Annotated in this window: 10 protein-coding genes; 3 read left to right on the top strand and 7 right to left on the bottom strand. The window is 68.7% G+C overall.

Translation table 11 applies throughout. The features are described from left to right. Positions 1-3 precede the first annotated feature (3 nt). Both AC0IYS_RS12265 and AC0IYS_RS12260 read left to right on the top strand, forming a co-directional pair. Entirely contained in the window at positions 4-1,206 is a 1,203-nt protein-coding gene (locus tag AC0IYS_RS12265; protein WP_471705400.1) for a DegT/DnrJ/EryC1/StrS family aminotransferase, read from the top strand. Continuing rightward, positions 1,200-3,017: a sugar transferase gene (locus AC0IYS_RS12260; RefSeq protein WP_471705399.1), complete on the top strand. Its 1,818-nt coding sequence runs from the start codon at positions 1,200-1,202 to the stop codon at positions 3,015-3,017. The genes AC0IYS_RS12265 and AC0IYS_RS12260 overlap by 7 nt, the downstream gene beginning before the upstream one ends. 57 nt (positions 3,018-3,074) lie before the next feature. Here AC0IYS_RS12260 and AC0IYS_RS12255 read toward each other — a convergent pair whose 3' ends face one another. The 6 genes from AC0IYS_RS12255 to AC0IYS_RS12230 form a co-directional block, all read right to left on the bottom strand. Continuing rightward, a complete protein-coding gene (locus AC0IYS_RS12255) occupies positions 3,075-5,405 on the bottom strand; it encodes a DUF1565 domain-containing protein (RefSeq protein WP_471705398.1) in 2,331 nt (776 codons plus the stop codon). A gap of 125 nt (positions 5,406-5,530) precedes the next feature. Beyond that, positions 5,531-7,741, bottom strand: a complete 2,211-nt coding sequence (locus AC0IYS_RS12250) for a GNVR domain-containing protein (protein WP_471705397.1) — start codon at positions 7,739-7,741, stop codon at positions 5,531-5,533. 7 nt (positions 7,742-7,748) lie between these two features. Continuing rightward, positions 7,749-8,897 (bottom strand): polysaccharide biosynthesis/export family protein, encoded by a 1,149-nt coding sequence (locus AC0IYS_RS12245; protein WP_471705396.1) that lies wholly within the window; start codon positions 8,895-8,897, stop codon positions 7,749-7,751. 168 nt (positions 8,898-9,065) lie between these two features. Next, the gene (locus AC0IYS_RS12240) at positions 9,066-11,768 is read right to left on the bottom strand and encodes a bifunctional diguanylate cyclase/phosphodiesterase (protein ID WP_471705395.1); all 2,703 of its coding nucleotides are present in this window, start codon (positions 11,766-11,768) and stop codon (positions 9,066-9,068) included. Beyond that, positions 11,765-12,217, bottom strand: coding sequence for a type 2 periplasmic-binding domain-containing protein (locus AC0IYS_RS12235; protein ID WP_471705394.1), 453 nt, complete (start codon positions 12,215-12,217; stop codon positions 11,765-11,767). The genes AC0IYS_RS12240 and AC0IYS_RS12235 overlap by 4 nt, the downstream gene beginning before the upstream one ends. 251 nt (positions 12,218-12,468) lie before the next feature. Further along, positions 12,469-15,654: a hybrid sensor histidine kinase/response regulator gene (locus tag AC0IYS_RS12230; protein ID WP_471705393.1), complete on the bottom strand. Its 3,186-nt coding sequence runs from the start codon at positions 15,652-15,654 to the stop codon at positions 12,469-12,471. A 159-nt stretch (positions 15,655-15,813) separates the two neighbouring features. Here AC0IYS_RS12230 and fur point away from each other — a divergent pair, with 159 nt between their 5' ends. Further along, positions 15,814-16,266, top strand: coding sequence for a ferric iron uptake transcriptional regulator (fur, locus tag AC0IYS_RS12225; RefSeq protein ID WP_471705392.1), 453 nt, complete (start codon positions 15,814-15,816; stop codon positions 16,264-16,266). Here the strand turns inward: fur and AC0IYS_RS12220 are convergent. Then, the gene (locus tag AC0IYS_RS12220) at positions 16,229-16,630 is read right to left on the bottom strand and encodes a response regulator transcription factor (protein WP_471705391.1); all 402 of its coding nucleotides are present in this window, start codon (positions 16,628-16,630) and stop codon (positions 16,229-16,231) included. The two genes, fur and AC0IYS_RS12220, sit on opposite strands and share 38 nt — an antisense overlap. Between the last annotated feature and the right edge of the window lie 112 nt (positions 16,631-16,742).

Below are 16,742 nucleotides of genomic sequence, written 5' to 3'. Positions count from 1 at the left end.
ATCATGCCCTCATCACGCCAGCCGCTGGACGCGGCGCCCCGCCCGGCGGCCACCGCCACCGACTTCCTGCCGTTCGCGCTGCCCGACCTGGGCGACGAGGAGGCCGCCGCCGTGCTCGAATGCCTGCGCTCGGGCTGGATCACCACCGGCGCCGTCAGCCGCCGCTTCGAGCAGGACTTCGCCGCGTTCCTCGGCGGCGGCGTCACCGGCGTGGCCGTCAACTCGGCCACCGCCGGCCTGCACCTGGCGCTCGAGGCGCTCGGCATCGGCGCCGGCGACGAGGTGATCGTGCCGACCATGACCTTCACCGCCACCGCCGAGGTGGTGCGCTACCTCGGCGCCGACCCGGTGCTGGTCGACGTCGACGAACATACCCTGTGCATCTGCCCGGACGCCATCGCCGCCGCCATCACGCCGCGCACGCGCGCCATCGTGCCGGTCCACTACGCCGGCCTGGCCTGCGACATGGACGCCATCCTGGCGCTGGCCCGGCGCCACAATCTGCGCGTGGTCGAGGACGCGGCGCACGCCTTCCCCACGCTGTACAAGGGCCGCGCCGTCGGCACCCTGGACAGCGACGCCACCGTGTTCAGCTTCTACGCCAACAAGACCATCACCACCGGCGAAGGCGGCATGGTGGTCTGCCGCGATCCGGCGCTGCTGCGGCGCGTGCGGGTCATGCGCCTGCACGGCATCAGCGAGGACGCCTTCGACCGCTACACCTCGCGCCGCCCGGCCTGGTTCTATCAGGTCGTCGCGCCCGGCTACAAATACAATATGACCGACATCGCGGCGGCCATCGGCTGCGAACAGCTGCGCAAGATCGGCCGCTTCCTGGCGCGGCGCCAGGCGCTGGCGGCGCGCTATGCCGAGGGCCTGCGCGCACTGCCGCTGCGCCTGCCGCCGGACGCCGACGCCGATGGCCAGCACGCCTGGCATTTGTATCCGGTGCGGCTGGCGGCGGGCGCGCCGCTGGCGCGCGACCGGCTGATCGAACTGCTCGCCGAGCGCGGCATCGGCACCAGCGTGCACTACATCCCCCTGCACCGCCAGCCCTACTGGCGCGAGCGCTACGCGCTGCGGCCCGAAGATTTCCCGCGCGCAGAGGCCGGCTACGAGTGCCTGCTGACCTTGCCCTTGTACACCCGCATGACGGACGCCGACCAGGCGCGCGTCATCGCCACCCTGACGGAGCTGCTATGTTAACCAAACGCTGGTTCGATATCGTCGCCGCGCTGGCAGGCCTGTTGCTGCTGGCGCCGCTGATGCTGGTGCTGGCGGCGTGGATCAAGGCCGACTCGGCCGGGCCGGTGCTGTACCGCCAGCGCCGGGTCGGGCGCAACGGCGTGGCGTTCCGCATCGTCAAGTTCCGCACGATGCACGCCTCTGCCGAGGACATCGGCCTGCTGTCGCTGGCGGACGACGCCCGCGCCACCCGCGCCGGCCGGCTGCTGCGCCGCCACAAGCTCGACGAATTGCCGCAACTGTTCAACGTGCTGCGCGGCGAGATGAGCCTGGTGGGGCCGCGTCCCGAGGTGCCGCGCTATGTGGAACACTATCCGCCGGCGGTGCGCGACATCGTGCTGTCGGTGCCGCCCGGCATCACCGACTGGGCCGCGATCCACTTCCGCGACGAGGGCGAGATCCTGCGCCGGGCGGCCGACCCGGAACGGACCTACGTGAAGCAGGTGCTGCCGGTCAAGCTCGATTATTACGTGCGCTATGTGCAGCAGCGCAGCCTGTTCACCGACCTGCGCATCCTGTTCCACACGCTTGGCGCGCTGCTGTCGGGGCGGCCGGCCGCGGCGGCGGCGCCCGGGACCGCGCAGGCCGCCGCGCGGGCAAGCGGCTGGCCGCGCCTGCGCCTGCTCAAGGAAAGCCGGCTGGGACCGCACGAGTGGCAGTCGCCGCTGATCTCGCTGCTGCGCGGCCTGGCGGCGCTGCAGGTGGCGGCCGCGCATCTGCGCGCCGAAGTCTTCCCCGGCCTGAGCACGCTGCAAGAGCCGTCGCTGTGGTACCTCGGGCTGTCGTTCTTTTCCGGCTTCGCGCATCAGGCGGTGGTGGTGTTCTTCGTGCTCAGCGGCTGGCTGGTGGGCGGCAGCCTGCTCGACCGCATCGGCAAGCCGCGCGCGCTGCGCGACTACGCGATCGACCGGGTCACGCGGCTGTGGATTGTGTTGCTGCCGGCCTTCGTGCTGATGCTGCTGCTCGGCCTGGGCAGCGGCGAGCTGGACGCACAACAACCCAGGCTGGCCGACGCCAGCCCGTGGTCGCTGGCCACCTTGCTGGGTAATCTGGCCGGCGTGCAGACAATGGCGGTGCCCGTTTTCGGCGGCAACTTCCCCTTGTGGAGTCTGGCCTACGAAACCTGGTACTACGCGCTGTTCCCGCTGCTGGTGCTCGCGCTGCGGCCCGGCACCACGCAGTGGCGGCTGGCCGCCGCCGTCGCGGCGGTGGCGCTGGCGTTCTGCCTCGGCTCGGTCATCGCGCTGTACTTCCTGGTGTGGTTGATGGGGGCCGGGGCCTCGCGCGTGCGGCTCGACCTCGGCCGGCTCCAGCGCCATGCGGGCTGGCTGCTGTTCGGCGCGCTGGCCGTGGCGCTGCGCCTGCAGGGGCAGGACGGCGACCTGGACGCGCAATCGCTGGGATGGGACCTGCTGTACAGCGGGCTGTTCCTGTTGTGCCTGTGCGGCGCGAGACGCCGCGATCCGGCCGCGATGCGGCCGCTGGTGGCGGCCGGCGCCTTCCTGGCCGGTTTCTCGTTCACCTTGTATGTGCTGCATGTGCCGCTGCTGCGGATGCTGTGGGCCTACCGCGGCGGCGCGTTGCTGTCGCCCGACGATCCGGCCAGCATCATGGTATATGCCGCCATGCTGGCCATCATTGTCTCGCTGTCCTACCTGATCCACCTGCCGTTCGAGGCGCAGACGTCCAGGCTGCGACGGTTCATCAAGCAATGCCTGCCGGGACGGACCGGCGGCAAACTGGGGGCGCCGGCGGCGGGCGAAGCCGGCTAGTGACCGGTCCGCCGGCGGCGGCATGGTCTGCCGCCGCTTGCCTCCCCTTACCGCGGTTTACTTATATGCGCCGATGCTGACCGGCTGCATCGGCGTGCCCGCGATGTCGACCGCCGGCGCGTAGGTGGTGGTGCCGGCGCCCTTGGCGGGCGAGATGCTGCGCAGGTGCAGGTCCGGCGTTCCCGTACGGGTGTACGAGACGAACTGCGGATCGGCGCTGACCGTGCCGCTGGCCACCAGGCCGTTACGCAAACTGAAGTTGTAGTTGGCGTTCTGGTACACCAGGTTGTTGCGGTAGGTGTTGCGGGTACCGGTCTTGCCCTGTTCAGAGATGCCGTAGCGGTTGTCGTAGACGATGTTGTTGACCACGTGCGTGTTATCGGCCCCGGCGCCGCCGTGGTAGAAGTCGCCACCGCCGACGATGATGCCGATGCCGGAGTTGGCCACGGTGTTGTTGGCGATGACGACGTCGGTGGCGTCGTGCCACAGGTGGATCGCGCCTTGGGCGACGCGGTACACGACGTTGCCGACCACGCTGCCCGAGGTGCTGACGTAGATGCCGTGCACATGGCTGCAGCCGGCCGGGCCGATGTCGTAGACAAAGTTATTGATGACATCGCCCTTGACGCCGTTGTAGTAGGAGTCCACCCCGATGGCCGAGCCGCCGGTGCCGTCACACGCGATGTTCTGGGCGACGTGGTGCACCCGGTTGTTGCGGATGACATCGTAGGAGCCGCCGTTGTAGATGCCGCTGCGCCACTTGGTGCCGCTCTGGTAGGCGCTGCCGTCCACCTCGAAGCCGTTGATCTCGACATAATTGCCGCGGTTGTCCCAGGCCACGCTGCTGCTGGAGTTCGCCGGCGGAACGATCTTCGCGCCCCACTTGGTGGTCGAGACGTAGTAGATGCGGCCGTTCGCGGTGCCGTTGGCGTTGGTCCTGAAGCCGCCCGCGTAGTTGCCCGGCGCCACGTGCACGGTGGTGCTCGGCGCGGCCAGCGCGGCGGCGCGCGCGATCGTCTTCAGCGGCGAGCCCTGCGTGCCGGAATTGCTGTCCGAGCCGCCGGTGGAAACGTACAGGTGGTTGGCGGTGGCCGGCGTCGGGGTAGGCGTCGGTGTTGGCGTCGGCGTCGGGGTCGGCGTCGGGGTCGGCGTCGGGGTGGGCGTCGGCGTGGTGCCGGCGTACTCGTAGGCGCCCAGATCGTCGGCGGCGCCGGACGGGCGGCCCCTGCCGTCGAAGTCGACCGGTGGCGCGTCGACCGCCAGGCCCTTGTCGATCGCCGGCGAGGTGGCGCGCAAATGATAGTCGCCGCCACCGGTGCGCACGTAGTTGACGAACTGCGGCGCGGCCGCGATGGTCGCCACCGCCACGCCCTTCAGGAGCAGGTAGCCTTGGGATGACTGCTGGAACATCAGGTTGTTCGCATAGGTGTTGTGGGAGCCGATGTTGCCCTGTTCGACCACGCCATAGACGGTGTCGTAGACGATGTTGTTCGTCACGCGCGAATTGTCCCCCGCCGCCGTCGCGTGGTAATAATCGCCGCTGCCCACCACCACGCCGGTGTCGGAGGCGAAGATGGTGTTGTTGACGACATCGACGCCCGAGGCGTCGTGCCACAGGCGCACCGCCGCGTTCGAGATGCCGTGGATGATATTATTCTTGACATCGGTGCCGGCGCTGTTGACGTAGACACCGTACATCGTGCGGCAGCCGTCGGCGCCGATATCGTGCACCATATTGTCGCGGACGTCATGCGCGCTGCCGTTGAAATAGCTGTCGGCGCCGATGCCGCCGCCCGTGGCGCAGGCGCCGCGCCCGATGTGGTGCACGCGGTTGCCGTGCACGCCGCCGAACGAGCCGCCGGTGTAGATGCCGGTGGTCCAGACGGTGCCGGCGCGCGCCGCGCTGCCGTCGACCTCGAAGCCGACGATGTCGACGTAGTCGCCGCGGTTGTCCCACGCCGCCGCCGTGGTGGAGGTGGCCGGCGGCACGATCTTCGCCCCCCACTTGCGGTCCGACACATACTTGATGCGCGCGGTGGCCGTGCCGCTGGTGCTGGTGACGAAGCCGCCGGCATAGGTGCCGGGTGCGACGTGCACGACGGTGCCGGGCGTGGCCGCCTGCGCCGCACGGCCGATGGTCAGGAATGGCGCCGCCTGGGTGCCGGGGTTGCTGTCTGAACCTGTGGTTGAAACATAGAGCTCGCTGGCGGCGGCCGCGCCGTTGTAGGTGACGCTGGCGGCCAGCACGAGCGCTTGCGCCGCCGTGGCCGCCTGCCGTCCCTGGTCGCCGCCGCTGCCGCCGCCGCAAGCGGCCAGCAGCATTGCGCAGGCGCCCAGACCGATGGTCGTGGCGCTCCCTTGGGACAGGTAGTTGACAGAATTGTTCATCAGACTTTCCTCGTTCATGAAGTGAATGAGGAAGGTTTGATCTGAATCAAATTCTATAGTTCAATGCTTTTAGAAAAAAAATTCTGGCAAGACATTATTGCAACAAAAAAAGCGCGCGCGTGCCGTCACGCGTCGTTGAACACCACCCCGTGCGGCGCGATGCCGGCCTGGTTGAGCCGCTTGACCGCCGCGTTGAGCTGCACTTCGGTGGTCACGCCGGCGCGCGTGACCAGAAACACGGCGCCGGCGTGGGCGCCGACGACCAGCGCGTCGGCCGCCTCCATCACCGGCGGCGCCGTCATCAGCACCACATCGTAGCGGGCGCCGAGCGACTCGAGCAGGCTCGCCAGGTGGCGGTGCTGCAACAGCTCGGTCTGCTGCGGCAGCACGCTGCCACAAGGAATGAAATCAAGATGGTCGGCAACCCCGTGGCGCACCGCCATGTGCGGCTGCAGCGCGCCGGCGAGGCACTCGGCCAGCCCGCCGGAGCGCTCGATGCCGAAGTACTCGTGCAGCCGGCCGTCGCGCAGGTCGGCGTCGATCAGCAAGGTGCGCTTGCCGCCCGAGGCCATCAGCAGCGCCAGGTTGACCGACACGAACGAGGCGCCCACCCGCCGCGTCGGCCCCAGGCAGCTGACGACGTTGTTGCGGCTGTGCGGCAAGACGAACTGCAGCGTGGCGCGGAACGCCCGCAGGCTTTCGGCCGCCGCGTCGTCCGGCGCCGCCTGCGCCAGCAGCAGCGGCGCCCGCTTGCGGGCCTGCCGCCGCAGCCGGTCCTGGCTGCGGCTGTGCGGGATGGTCGCGTGCACCGTGCGCGCGCCCAGCATCGCCTCGATGCGCTCGGGGTCGTCGATGCCGCCGCCCAGCGCCTTGCTGGCGAAGGCCAGCAAGGCGCCCAGGAACAAGCCGGTGACCATGCCCAGCGCCACGATCAGCGAACGGTTCGGCTTGAGCGGACGCTCCGGCGCCACCGGCATGTCGACCATGCGCACATTGCCCACCCGCCCCACCGCCACCAGGCGCAACTGCTGCGCCGTGTTCAGCAGCTCGGTGTACAGGTCGGTGCTGACCTTGACGTCGCGCGCCAGGCGCGCCTGCTCCTGCTCGACCAGCGGCAGGCGCCTGATGCGCGTCTCGAGCGCGTCGATCTCGCGCAGCGTCTCGCGGCTCTGCTGGTTGAGCGCCTGCAGCAGCGGATGCTCGTCGGTGTAGCGCCCCAGCAGCTCGACGCGCTTTTGCGTCAAGGTGCTGCGGCGCGTCTGCGCCGCCGCCAGGGTGTCGAGCGCGATGCGCACCTCCTGCTCGAGGTTGACGGTGGCGTGGCTGCTGCGGTAGCCGTTGTAGCTGGCCTCGGCGGCTTCGAGCTGGTGGCGCAGCACCGGCAGCTGGCGGTCGAGGAAGGCCAGCGTCTTTTGCGCCTCCTCGGTGCGGCGCGCCAGGTTTTGCCGCATGTATTCGGTGCCGATTTCGGTCAGGGTGGCGTACACCTGCTGCGGGTTGGCGCCGTGCAGCTTGACCGCGATCACGCCCGACTGCTTGCCCTGTTCGGCGATCTGCAGCGCGCCCTGCACCTGCTCGAGCGCGGCCAGGCGCGAGCTGCGGCGCAGCGTGAAGCGGGCGCCGGGGTTGGCGCGCAGCCGCGTCACCAACAGGTCGATCGGACCGTCGGGGCCGGCGGCGTGCGCGGCCTGCCCCGTCTCGCCCTCCAGCACCGGGCGCCCCTTGCTGTCGGCGAGCCGGTAACGCCCGCCGCCGAGCGCGGTGATGGCGAAGTCCTGGTTGTACATGGCGTCGGGCACGTCGAAGCTGGCGACCTCGATTTTCTCGCCGCCCCACACATAGCCGCCGCGGCCCAGCAGGCCGGGCGCGGACAGGGCGCTGCCGCGGCGCGCCGCGAGCCATTCGCCGCCCAGCGGGAAATAGCGCGGCCGCGCGTCGATGTACAGGCGCAAGGTGTCGACCGCCCGCGCCACCACCAGCCGCGAGTGCAGCAGTTCCATCTCGGCGATCGCCGCCTTCTTGGTTTCGAACAGCGACGACACATCGTTGAGGATGTTCTTCGACGCGTTCGGGGTGTCCTCCTCCACGTGCAGCAGCATGTTGGCCTCGTACACCGGGCGCGCGGCCAGCGCGTACGCCAGCGCCGCCAGGGTGCACAGCGCGGCCACGCCGACGATCAGCCAGCGGCGCGCGACCAGCGTCTGGAAGTACGCGCGCCACGGCAGCGCGCCCGGATCCGGCTCGGGCGGCAGGTCGACCCGCTCGATCAGTTGGGTCGGCGCGGCGATGCCGCGCAGCGCGCTGAGTTGCGGCGGGGTGTCGTAAGCGTCGTTCATGGTGGGCCTATGGTCTGGTGGTGGCGCCGACGGCGGACGACAGCTCGCCGGGGAACAGCTGGCTGATCGCGCGGTGCCAGTTGGCCAGCGGCGAGGCGGCCACGTACACGACGTCCTTGGGGCGCAGCGCGAAGCGTTCGGCCAGCGCCAGCGCCCGCGACGGCCGGGCGTCGAGCCGGTACACGCGCGGCCCCTGCGCCGTCTGCCGCACCACGTACACCTGGCCGGCGTCGCCGCTCTGCGGATTGATGCCGCCGACTTCGCCGAGCGCCTCGTTCAGGGTCAGCCGGCCGTCATGCATGGTCAGCGAACGCGGTTGCAACACCTCGCCGGCGACGAACACCTTGCTCTCGTCGCGCGGCGGCACCCGCACGATGTCGCCGTTGGCCAGCATCACGGCGGCGGCGTGGCGGCCGTCGCGCAGCGCCCGGATCAGGTCGACCTGGTGGCGCCGCCCCGCGCGCTCGACGGTGATGCGGCTCTGGTCGGCGTTGGGCGTCAGGCCGCCGGCCCGGTTGACCGCCTCGAGCAGGGTCATCGGAATGTCGTTGACGGTTTGCAGACCCGGTGTGCGCACTTCGCCGTCGATGTAGACGCGCTGGCTGCGGTAGGCCTGCACGCTGAGCGTGACGCGCGGATCGCGGAAGTAGCGCGCCAGCCGCTTGGTCAGCAAGGCGCCGGCCTGCTCGCGCGTGAGCCCGGCGAAGTCCATGCTGCCGGCGAACGGGAACTGCAGCTTGCCGTGCTGGTCGATGACAAAACTGGCGGCCGGCGGCCCCAGTCCGGCGCCGTCGACGCCCTGGTCGCGCGCCACCGCGCCGGTCAGCTCCGGATGGTCCCACAGGGTGATTGCCAGCACGTCGCCGACGCCCAGGATATAGGTATACAAGCCCGGCTCGGTGACGGCCAGGCTGCCCAGGTCCTGGCCGGCCGCCGGCGCGCTGGCGTTACTCTTCTGCTCGGCGTCCAGCCATTGCTCGGTGATGGGAATGACCTCGGCGTCTTCCGGCGCGGGCGCGCTGTGCATGCTGGTGGCGCAGCCGCCCAGCATGCACAGCGCAAAGGCGAAGAAGAAGGCGAGCCTGGGCGCGCGCGGCGGCCGCGCCGGCAAATATGCGTAGCGGACAGTGAAAATAGACGGTGTGACGTTGTGCATGACGGGCCTCCGGAAGCTCGACCAGAGTAGATCGCGTCCCGCCGTGCGGCCTTGTTTCACATCAAACGCGCGACTGTGCGGCAAACCCGCGCCGGGCGCGCGCCCCGCACGGAGCGCGAATTTACCAGCGACAAAGATGTGTTCGGGAATTTTGTTTCGGGTGACCGCCTACGCGGCGACCTCGCTGAACCGCACGGGCGGCGGCGCGGCGTCCGCCGAGCGCGCCAGCAACGCCGCGAGTTGCTCCGGCGGCAGCGGCTCGCTGAACAGATAGCCCTGCATCTCGTCGCAGCCGTTGGCGCGCAGGAAGCCGCGCTGCTGCTCGGTTTCCACGCCCTCGGCGATCACGCGCAGCTTGAGCCGGTGCGCCAGGCCGATGATGGAACTGGCGATGGCCTGGTCGCCGGCGCTGTGGGCCAGGTCGCGCACGAAGGACTTGTCGATCTTGAGGGTGCTGATCGGGAACGACTTGAGCGCCGACAGGCTGGAATAACCGGTGCCGAAGTCGTCGATCGACAGCGCCACGCCCATCGTCCGCAACTGCGCCATCTTGCCGAGCGCGCGCGCCAGGTCGCGCATGATCACGCCCTCGGTCACCTCCAGCTCCAGCCAGCGCGGCGCCATGCCGCTGTCGGCCAGCGCCAGCGCCACCCGCTCGACCAGCCGGCCCTCCTCGAACTGGCGCGGCGAAACGTTGACCGAGATGCACAGCGGCGCCAGGCCGGCGTCCTGCCAGGCGCGGTTTTGCAGGCACGCCTCGCGCAGCACCCACTCGCCCAGCGCCACGATCATGCCGCTTTCCTCGGCCAGCGGAATGAAACGGTCCGGCCCGATCACGCCGTGCTCCGGATGCACCCAGCGCACCAACGCCTCGGCGCCAAAAATGCGGCCGCTGCGCAAGTCCACCTTCGGCTGGTACACCAGCCGGAACTGCCGGTGCTCCAGCGCCTGGCGCATGCCCTCGAGCAGCACCAGCTTTTGCTCGATCTCGGCGTTCATTTCGCGCGCATAGAACTGGCAGTTGTTCTTGCCCAGCTCCTTGGCGCGGTACATCGCCGCGTCGGCGTGCATCAGCAGCGTTTCGGCGTCGGCGCCGTCGTGGGGATGGACCGCCACGCCGATGCTGCAGCTGACCTGCACCTGCTGTCCGCCAACGCTGATCGGTTGTAGCACGGCCTCGCGCACCCGTTCCAGCACCGCCGCCCCGGCCTGACCGTCGTCGCGGGCGGCCTGCCGCAGCATCAGCACGAATTCGTCGCCGCCGAAGCGGCCCACGGTGTCGCCCGGGCGCAGACAGGCGGCCATGCGTCCGGCCACCACCTTGAGCAGCGCGTCGCCGGCGTTGTGACCGAGACCGTCGTTGACCAGCTTGAAGCCGTCGAGATCGATGAACGCCACCAGCAAGGTGTCGGCGCCGCCACCATGGCCACGCGCCTCCGCGATGGTCAGCTCCAGCCGCTCGGTGATCAGGATGCGGTTCGGCAGGCCGGTCAGCGTGTCGTGGTGGGCCAGGTGCTGCATGCGCTCCTCGGCCAGTTTGCGCTCGGTGATGTCGCGCACGATCGCCACCACGCCGCCTTCGACCGGCACCACCTGCTGGTGCAGCCAGCGCGCGCTCAGCTCGGGGATGGTGTTTTCCCATTCCTGCTCGTGCACGCCGCCGGCCTGCGTCACGCGCACCAGGTCGGCGAACATGCCGTTCTCGCGCGCCGCCGGCACCAGCCGCAGCAAGGTGGTGCGGCACAGGCGCTCGCGGCTGACGCCGGTGAACTGTTCGGCGCGCAAGTTGGCGTCGACGATCTTGAAGTCGACGATGGCGCCGGCGCCGTCGCGCACCTCGCGCATGACGAAGAAGGCGTCCAGGCTGGCCGCCGACGCCGCCGCATAGGTTTCCTGCGCGCGCCGCACGCGGGCGCGGTGGCGCGCGCCCTGCCACGACCACAGCCACAGCAGGCCGGTGGCGATCGCCAGCGCCAGGCTGGCCGCGCCGGCCCGCCACAGGATCTCGCGCCGCTTGCGCTCGAACTCGGCCATCTGTTCCTTCTCGTCCAGACCGGCGACGACCTTGAGCGCCACGCCATGCAGTTCGCTCACGCCGCTGAAGCGGCTCACGCCGTCCTCCGGCTGGGGCCGGGCCACCGACTGCAGGCTGGCGGGCGCCGCGGGCGTCTCGAGGCGCTGGCCGAACGACACCTTGTCGCCGATGCGCAAGGCGCGCACGACGCCGTCCGTGCCGATCAGCCCCAGCATGCCGCGCTCGCCCATGCGGCTGCGCTCATAGCCGCTGGTGAAATAGGCGGGATCGGTTTCGACCATGACGATGCCGGCGAAGTTGCCTTTCTCGTCATCGAGCCGCCGCGTGAAGTGCAGGTGCCACTCGGTGTTGGCGACATCGCGCGTGGGTTCGCCGACGAAGGTCGTGCCGCTGTCGCGCTGCTGGTGGAAGTTGAAGTAGCGCTGGTCGGCCACCGATGCCGGCGCCGCGCGCGGACTGATGGCGACCGTCATGCCGTCGCGGTCGACGATGCTGACGGTGAACACCAGGCCCGACGGCAGCAAGCCCTCGCGGCCCAGTTCCGGCAGCGCGCCCAGGGTACCGCGCCGCTCGACCGCGTACTTGAGCACCCGCAGCGTTTGATCGATGCCGTCCAGGCCGCGCGCCACCTGCGCCTCGTAGGTGCCCAGCACCTCGCGCAGCGAATCGGCGGCGGCCGCGCGCGCGCGCCCGCGTTCGACATCGATCTCGTTGAGCGACAGCAGCCAGATCGCCACCAGCAGCAGCAGCGCGAACAGCGGCAGCGAGATGTACGTATCGAGCCCGCGCCGCAGCCAGCGCGCGCGCAGGCTGTCGCCCGCCCTGGATGCCGTCATGGCCGCACCTCCAGCACCTTGACGCTGGCGTCGAGGGCGGCGCGGTCGATGTAGCCGATCATGGCCGGATTGTCGGCCACCAGGCGGCGGACGGCGGCGCTGTTGTGCAACTCGCGCGGGGGCTGGCCACGTCCGGTGAACACCATCTTGCTCCAGTAAGCCTTCATCAGCGCCGGCGAGCGGTCCGCCACGCGCCGGTAGAAGGCGTCGCGCAGGGCGCTGCCGGGCGGCAGGTCGAGCGCCACCGCCGCCGCGCCGTCGGGAAAGCGGTCGGTTTGCGCCATGAAGATGGCCGCCACCTGCCCGGAACGCAGCGAAGACAGCGGATTTTTGGCCGACACCACGATCACCGGATCATGCGGGCCGCCCTCGGCGGCGAACGCCGGCCGGCCGCCCGGCAGCAGGGCCGAGAGCATCAATAAAAGCAGGGTCAAGCAACGAGCGGTCATGCGATATTCCTGTCTGTGTTCCCGATGGTGCCTGGCGCGGTCGCCGGTACGCCGTGTTCGGGCGCGAGGGCGCCGGCGACCACAGACGGGCGTCTGTTCTTCAGAATGGGAAAGATGGCAATGTCGCTACACGGCTTGAGCCGCGCGCGAAAAGCTTCCCTAAAGAAACTTTAGATGAAGTGAAGCAATATACCAAGAATTCTATCCAAAAACCACATTAATTTTTAGTAGAATTGCATTAATAATGTGCTTTAGACCACGGATGCCAGCATCTGCATCAGCTTATCGACACTGAACGGCTTGAGCAGCAATTGCGCCCCCTCCAGCGGAAAGCGCGGATGCTGGCCGCTGGCAAAGATGATACGCAGATCGGGCCGCAACGCGCGGGCGCGCGCCGCCAGCACCTCGCCGGACAGGTCCGGCAGCGAGATATCGGTGATCATCACATCCACCGCTTCCCCTTGCAGCAACACCAGCGCGGCGGCCGCGTCGCCGGCCGGCAGCACCGTATGGCCCAGCAGTTCCAGCAGTTCGGTGGTGGTCTCGCGCAGTTCCTGCTCGTCCTCCACCAGCACGATGCGCAAGCCGGCCGTGGCGGCGGCGTTGTCGGCCGCCGCCACGGCAGCCGCCGGCGGTTGCGCCGCCAGCTGCACCTGATGCTGGCGGTTGGCCAGCACATGGCGCACCTTGCGCGCCAGCGCCTCGCGCGTATAAGGCTTGCCCAGCAAATCGACGCCGGCGTCGAGCCGGCCACCATGCACGATGGCGTTTTCCGTGTAGCCGGACGTGAATAGCACCGCGATGCCCGGCAGCCGCTCGCGCGCCTTGCGCGCCAGTTCGGGGCTGCGCAGCGCGCCCGGCATCACCACGTCGGTGAACAGCAGGTCGATTTGCAGGCCGCTGTCGATGATGCTCAGCGCACTGGCCGCGTCGTTCGCCTTGAGCACGCGGTAACCGAGCTCGCTGAGCATTTCGACCACGGTGGCGCGCACGCCGTCGTCATCCTCGGCCACCAGGATGGTTTCCTGGCCGCCCACCACCGCGCGCATTTCCGGCGGCGCCGGCGCGTCCTCGACCTCGGTCGAACGGGGCAGGTACAGCTTGACGGTGGTGCCACTTCCCGGTTCGCTGTAGATCTTCACGTGGCCGCCGGACTGGCGCGCGAAGCCGTAAACCATCGACAATCCCAGGCCGCTGCCCTTGCCTTCCGGCTTGGTCGAGAAAAACGGATCGAACGCCTGCGCCAGCACCTCGGGACTCATGCCGCTGCCGGTGTCGCTGATGGCGATCATCACGTACTGGCCCGCCGCCAGCTCCGGATGGGTGGCGGCGTATTGGTCGTCGAGCATGGCGTTGCCCACCTCGATGGTCAGCCTGCCCACGCCGTCCATGGCGTCGCGCGCGTTGATGCACAGGTTGAGCACCGCGTTCTCCACCTGCGCGGTGTCGACCAGCGTGTTCCACAAGCCGCCGGAGATCACGGTTTCCACCTCAATCTCCTCGCCCAGCGAACGGCGCAGCATGTCCTCCATGCCGGCGATGAAGCGGCCGATCTTGACCACTCTCGGATCGAGCGCCTGGCGCCGCCCGAACGCCAGCAGATAGCTGGCCAGCTTGGCGCCGCGCGTGACGCCCGCCAGAGCGTGCTCGAGACGCTTTTCGGCGCGCGCGTTGCCCTTGACGTCGCCGCTGAGCAGCTGCAGGTTGCCGGAGATGACCTGCAGCAGATTGTTGAAGTCATGCGCCACGCCGCCGGTCAGCTTGCCGATCGCCTCCATCTTCTGCGACTGCTGCAGCGCCGCCGCCGTGCGGCGCATTTCGTCGGCCGCCGCCCGTTCGGCCGTCATGTCGCGGCCCACGGCGTGCACGAAACGCTCGTCCGGCACGGCGGTCCACGACAGGATCGCGTGGCCGCCGCCCTTGCGCAAGGTGCGGTTCTCGAACTTGAAGGTATGCCGGCCCTCGGCCAGCGAGGCCATTTCCGCCGTCGACGCGGCCATGTCGTCCGGGTGGATCAGCTTATACAGCGATGTGCCGATCACCTCCGCCTCCTCCCAACCCAGCAAGCGGGTGAAGGCGGGATTGACGGCGCTGACCCAGCCGTCCAGCGACACCACCATCATCACGTCGGTCGAATAGCGCCACATGCGGTCGCGCTCCGCCGTGCGCTCGGCCACCTGCTGCTGCAGCTTGTAGGCGGTCGACTTCTGGTCCTCGATATCGGTGCTGGTGCCGACCCAGCGCTGCACCACGCCGTGGTCGTCGACGATAGGCAAGGCGCGCACAAGGTGCCAGCGGTAGATGCCGTCGGCGCGGCGGATGCGGTACTCGGTCTCGAAGGTCTGGCCGGTGGCCACCGCCACGATCCACGCCTGGCTGGCGGCCGGCAGGTCCTCCGGGTGGACGATTTCGGCCCAGCGGTTGTCATCCAGCTCGCCGGGCCGGGTGCCGGAATAGCGGTAGACCTGGTCGTTGAACCAGTCCAGGCCACCGTCGCCGTTGGCCTGCCAGACCTGGCTGGGAATGGTTTGCGCCAAGGTGCGGAAGGTGTTTTCGCTGGCGCGCAGCAGGTTCTCGGCCATCACGCGGTCGGTCACGTCGGCGCCCTGCACGAAGATGCCCCACACGGCGCCGGCGGTGTCGCGCAGCGGCTGGTAGACGAAATCAAGGAAGCGCTCGCGCGGCGGGCGGTCGCCGGTGGCGGCCAGGAAGAACGGCACGGCCGTGCCGGACCAGGTCTCGCCGGACGCATACAGTTTATCGAGCAGGCCGACGAAGCCCTGGCTGTTGGCCTCCGGCAGCGCCTCGCGCAGCGGCAGGCCGATCAGCTCGCGCTGGCCGACCAGCGCCAGGTAGGCCGGATTGGCCGACATGAAGACGTGATCGGGACCGGACAGCATCGCCATGAAGCCGGGCGCCTGCTCGAACATGATGCGCATGCGCTCGGCCTCGTCGAGCAAGCGCCGCTCGGCCTTGACCTTGGCGGTGGTCTCGATCACCAGCACCATCACGCCGACCGGCGTGCCGGCCTCGTCGAGCACCGGCGAATAGTCCAGGTCCAGCCAGATCTGTTCCGGCCCGCCGTTGCGGTTGACCGTCAGCTGCTGGTCCTTGTAGACCAGCGTCTGTCCCGCCAGTCCGACCTTGATCACGTGGTCGTTGAAGTCGGCGATCTCCGGCCACGCCTCGCGCACGTTCGATCCCAGCGACATCGGATGGCGCCCGGCGGCGAACACCGAATAGCCGTCGTTGTAGATCATCACCCCCTCCTCGCGCATCAGCAGCACGATCGGCAACGTCGAGCGCAGCACCAGCGCCACCGTCGTTTGCAGCGACTGAGGCCAGGCGTCGATCGGGCCGAGCGCGGTCTTGCTCCAATCGTGGGAAGCAATGATCTGCGCAAGTTGGCCGCCGCCTTGGAGGAAGGGATAAGTCACTGTGTTCCGGAAAATAAATGTTGTCCGGAGATTATAGTTTGTCCTGAACACAAAAAGGCCACGCACGCATCAATACTGCATTGCCAAAGAAATAAAATCCGGATATAGTGCGAGCTAGAGTGAGAATAAGAATCATTATCATTATCATCAGAGAGACGTATGGATATCCCTCAAGAGTTGCGCAAGCTTGGCCTGAAGGCCACCCTCCCCCGTCTGCGCATCCTGCAACTGTTCCAGGAATCGAAAAGCAAGCATTTGAACGCGGACGACGTCTACCGCCTGCTGCACGACGAAAACATCGACATGGGGCTGGCCACCGTGTATCGGGTGCTGATGCAGTTCGCCGACGCCGGCATCCTGATCCGCCGGCACTTCGATTCGGTGGCGTCGGTGTTCGAGCTCAACGAGGGCGGCCACCACGACCACCTGATCTGCACCAACTGCGGCAAGATGGAGGAATTCCTCGACGCCGAGATCGAGGCGCGCCAGGAGGCGGTGGCCAGGGAGCGCAACTTCGTGCTGCACGAGCACGCGCTGTCGCTGTACGGCTTTTGCGGCGAGTGCGCCGACAACATCAATCCGCTGGCGGCAAGGAAGCTGCGGCGTTCCTGAGGCAGGCGAGCAGCTGGCTGGCGTCGAACGGCTTGCTCAAAAAGCATGAGGCGCCGCCCTGCAGCGCGCGTTTGCGCAGCGCCGCCTCGGGAAAGGCCGTCATCAGGATCAGCGGCAAGGTGCTGCCCTGGCGGCGCAGCGCCTCCAGCAGCTCGATGCCGCTCATGCCGGGCATCTGCAAATCGGTGATCACGCAATGAAACCGGCCGAGCGCATCGGCGCCCTCGGCCAGCAACGCCTGGGCCGAATCGAAGGCCTGCGCCGCGTAGCCGTAGGAGCGCAGCAGGCTGCTCAAGCCGACGCGCACGGCGTCGTCGTCGTCGACGATGGCAATGTTACAAAAATGTGGTTCCGGATCAGACACTGGGTGCTCCCATGTTCGAACGGCGTCTCGCGGCCGTCCTGCGCATGGTGGAACAATACAGCCTCGCCGACATCCGGGAAATCATACGAGGGTATAGGTCCCCGCGGCCGTA

This window comes from Duganella sp. AC237 (assembly GCF_979254035.1).
Note: the sequence above shows the minus strand (reverse complement) of the source record. Positions and strands in the feature narration are given on the sequence as shown.

Excerpts from the sequence above, each read along its gene's own strand:
- AC0IYS_RS12265 (WP_471705400.1), top strand. The coding sequence starts at position 4 with ATGCCCTCATCACGCCAGCCGCTGGACGCGGCGCCCCGCCCGGCGGCC.
- AC0IYS_RS12260 (WP_471705399.1), top strand. The coding sequence starts at position 1,200 with ATGTTAACCAAACGCTGGTTCGATATCGTCGCCGCGCTGGCAGGCCTG.
- AC0IYS_RS12255 (WP_471705398.1), bottom strand. The coding sequence starts at position 5,405 with ATGAACAATTCTGTCAACTACCTGTCCCAAGGGAGCGCCACGACCATC.
- AC0IYS_RS12250 (WP_471705397.1), bottom strand. The coding sequence starts at position 7,741 with ATGAACGACGCTTACGACACCCCGCCGCAACTCAGCGCGCTGCGCGGC.
- AC0IYS_RS12245 (WP_471705396.1), bottom strand. The coding sequence starts at position 8,897 with ATGCACAACGTCACACCGTCTATTTTCACTGTCCGCTACGCATATTTG.
- AC0IYS_RS12240 (WP_471705395.1), bottom strand. The coding sequence starts at position 11,768 with ATGACGGCATCCAGGGCGGGCGACAGCCTGCGCGCGCGCTGGCTGCGG.
- AC0IYS_RS12235 (WP_471705394.1), bottom strand. The coding sequence starts at position 12,217 with ATGACCGCTCGTTGCTTGACCCTGCTTTTATTGATGCTCTCGGCCCTG.
- fur (WP_471705392.1), top strand. The coding sequence starts at position 15,814 with ATGGATATCCCTCAAGAGTTGCGCAAGCTTGGCCTGAAGGCCACCCTC.